The sequence below is a fragment of the Allobosea sp. P1_A7 genome (assembly GCF_056406775.1).
Genome location: NZ_JBFTZN010000464.1, coordinates 1 through 2,744, shown reverse-complemented (window position 1 = coordinate 2,744; position 2,744 = coordinate 1). Strand labels below are relative to the sequence as shown.

Here is a 2,744-nt window from a genome sequence, read left to right as displayed (position 1 = left end):
GCGTAGGGCTGACCATATCCCAGCGCCTGATAGTAGGTGCTAACGCGCTGAAGATAGGGGATCGGCGCATCATGGGCGGGCGCAAACCCAAATATGTCGCTGCGTTCGCCGACCATCGCGGGCGCTCCTGTTCCTGCCGCGGCGCGGCATGGGCCGCACGGTAGAGCAGCGTCGCGAGGCGCTGCAATGCGCGGATACCCGGAATTGGTCGGCCGCCAGTTCCGGCAGCGCTTGACCCTCCATCCGGTGGAGACCCTAGGACGACGCCATGAAGGAAGAACGGCACACGATTGGCGAGCTTGCAAAGCTCAGCGGCGTCTCGGTCAGGCGGATTCGGTTCTATTCGGACAGCGGATTGCTGCCGCCGGCGACGCGAACTTTCAGCAACTACCGTGTGTATTCCGCGGAGGATGTCGCGCGTCTCGATCTGATCCGGGCGCTGCGCGATATCGGGCTGGGCCTCGCAGTCATCCGAAAGTTCCTGTCGAGGCGGCTTTCGCTGACGGACGTTCTGACCATGCGCCTTCGCGCGCTGGAGGCGGAGATCGCCTCGCAGCGCCGTGTCGCCGCCGTCCTGCGCGCGACCTTGAAGTCGCCAGACCCCACCGAAACCGATCTCAGGAGATTATGGACCGTGACGACCCTTTCCAATGCCCAGTCCCGCCTGCTGGTCGAGCGCTTCTACGACGAGGTCGCCGGAGGCGCGCAGATGGACGATGCCTGGAAGCGCCAGATGATCGAGGCCAGCACACCCGAGCTCCCGGACGATCCGACGCCCGCGCAGATCGATGCCTGGGCCGAGCTTACGGTGATCATCACCGATGAAAGCTACATGGCCGAGATGCGGGCGAATGCTGGGGCCATGTCGACCGCTGAGTTCGACCCCGCCGCCTATGCCGAAGCCGCGAACCGGACCCTCGCCAAGGTTCGCGCCGCGATGGACGACAGCGCAAAACCGGATTCCGCATGCGGTGCCGCGATCGCGCGGGAATGGCTTGAAGACTCAGCCCGCGCAATGAACCGCGCTCCCGATCGGGCTTTCCTGGACTGGCATCTCGATCAGTATCGGAAACACCACGCCCGTTCGATCCGCTATCAGCAACTGCTCGCCATCTTGCGCGGCGACGATGCAGGAGGCCCGGCCGGCTCCGAATGGCACTGGATCAATGAAGCGATGAGGCCGCTTCTGGCTCAACCGGAGTGAGATCCGGGACGCGGGGGGCGCCATGCCAGGCATCGGCGGCCCCCGTTCGGAAGGAGAGGTCGCCACCGCTTGGGATCCCGCGCGATGGCATCTGCCTCAGGAGCTTTGCGATATCATTGCGATGTCGCCTTGCGGAACCGAATGGCCCCGAAGATGTGGTCGAGCTCTCTGGTGAAGCTCGTGCTGAAGATAACCGAGTCGGCTTCATTGCGCGGCACCGCCATCGACAGCAAGGTCTCCCTCACTTGCTCGCAATGGGCCCGGAGTTCCGCGAGGGTGACATGGGCCTCTTCTACTGAATCGGCTCCCAGCAGCGCCACCTGTCCGAGGATCACGATCACGGCTGCCTCCAGCGCGGTGATGCTCGCAAGCAGAGCGGTATTCCGTGCCGGGCCGTAAGGATCGACTGCATATCCCATGACGCGTTCCTCCCTCCACTCAAGTTCCGCCCAACGATAGGTTCGGCCACCTGACGAAGCTCCCCGGTTTCAATTGCTGGAGTGATGCCCGTCGCGTGTCCGTATTCGGAAAGGTCTGCGCAGCGAAGTTCAGCGGGCTCCTGGCGGGAACCTCAGGCGCCGTTTTACCCGACAATTCGGCTCGCAAACCTGACATGACGTGTCAGCCTAATGTCAGCTTCAGCGTCGTAGGGTTGCGGGTTGCCGGGCCGAGATGCATGTCCGCTCGCCCCAGACGTGGAACGGCCGCTCAGACTGTCTTCCGCGCAAGGGATGGGAAAGACGAAGGTGCGCGCGGCCTTGCCGTGCGCGGGGACTTTGCTCCTGCCTAGTCATACATCCCGCTCTTGCAGCGATAGCCGACGAAGCAGCTCGCTGTGTCGCGGCTCGGAACCCAGGCGGGATCGGCATATTCATCGAGTTCGCAGAAACTGCGGTCGCGCACGAAGCGGTCATAGGTGTAGCCACCGGTACCGAGCACGATGGCGCCGTTGGCAATGACATCGTGCCGGCTGGCACTGCAGGGCCTGTTGACGGTGGAGGGCCGGGGCTGAGCCAACGCAAGATCCGCGGCCAACATCAGCATCAATGACAGAACGGCTCGGTTCATCGTCGCCTCCGGTGCGAGCGAAGCTACGGCCGCATAGTAACCGCATCGGTTGCGCAACATACCAGTCTTCGCTTGCCGCGCCGAACGGGCGAGGTGGCTGCGTTCCCAGCCGGCAGCTGACGAGGTCGCTCATGCACGTCGCTGCCAGTGCGACAGCGACGTCTCCGCCCGCAGGAGATGGAGATCAAGGCGACGCGCTGGCCTCGACGAGGATTTCTCGCTTGCCGGCGTGGTTGGCGGGGCCGACGATGCCCTCGTTCTCCATGCGCTCCATGATCGAGGCGGCGCGGTTGTAGCCGATCTGCAGGCGGCGCTGGATATAGGAGGTCGAGGCCTTCTTGTCGCGCAGCACGACCGCGACCGCCTGGTCGTAGGGATCCTCGCTCTCGGCCTGGCCCATGCCGCTCTTGTCGAAGACGGCGCCGCCATCCTCGTCATCGCTGCCGGCCTCCTCCTCGGCGGTGACCGCGTC

4 protein-coding genes are annotated in these 2,744 nt (G+C 64.4%); 1 reads left to right on the top strand and 3 read right to left on the bottom strand.

Annotation, left to right across the window (positions count from 1 at the left end):
- The first annotated feature begins 268 nt into the window (after nucleotides 1-268).
- Nucleotides 269-1,204 (top strand): helix-turn-helix domain-containing protein, encoded by a 936-nt coding sequence (locus AC1D34_RS36285; protein ID WP_476826874.1) that lies wholly within the window; start codon nucleotides 269-271, stop codon nucleotides 1,202-1,204.
- Between the two features lie 113 nt (nucleotides 1,205-1,317).
- On the opposite strand, the gene AC1D34_RS36280 is transcribed toward AC1D34_RS36285, so the two are convergent.
- From AC1D34_RS36280 to AC1D34_RS36270, 3 genes are all read right to left on the bottom strand, one after another.
- The gene (locus tag AC1D34_RS36280) at nucleotides 1,318-1,623 is read right to left on the bottom strand and encodes a hypothetical protein (protein WP_441490823.1); all 306 of its coding nucleotides are present in this window, start codon (nucleotides 1,621-1,623) and stop codon (nucleotides 1,318-1,320) included.
- Nucleotides 1,624-1,990: 367 nt separating this feature from the next.
- Nucleotides 1,991-2,272 carry a hypothetical protein gene (locus AC1D34_RS36275; protein WP_441507120.1) on the bottom strand — a complete coding sequence of 94 codons (282 nt, stop codon included), beginning with the start codon at nucleotides 2,270-2,272 and terminating at the stop codon, nucleotides 1,991-1,993.
- 184 nt (nucleotides 2,273-2,456) lie between these two features.
- On the bottom strand, nucleotides 2,457-2,744 hold a 288-nt coding region (locus AC1D34_RS36270), incomplete at its 5' end, for a DNA translocase FtsK (RefSeq protein WP_441507121.1).

Coding starts and splice junctions, on each gene's coding strand:
- AC1D34_RS36280 (WP_441490823.1), bottom strand. CDS start 1,623: ATGGGATATGCAGTCGATCCTTACGGCCCGGCACGGAATACCGCTCTG.
- AC1D34_RS36285 (WP_476826874.1), top strand. CDS start 269: ATGAAGGAAGAACGGCACACGATTGGCGAGCTTGCAAAGCTCAGCGGC.
- AC1D34_RS36275 (WP_441507120.1), bottom strand. CDS start 2,272: ATGAACCGAGCCGTTCTGTCATTGATGCTGATGTTGGCCGCGGATCTT.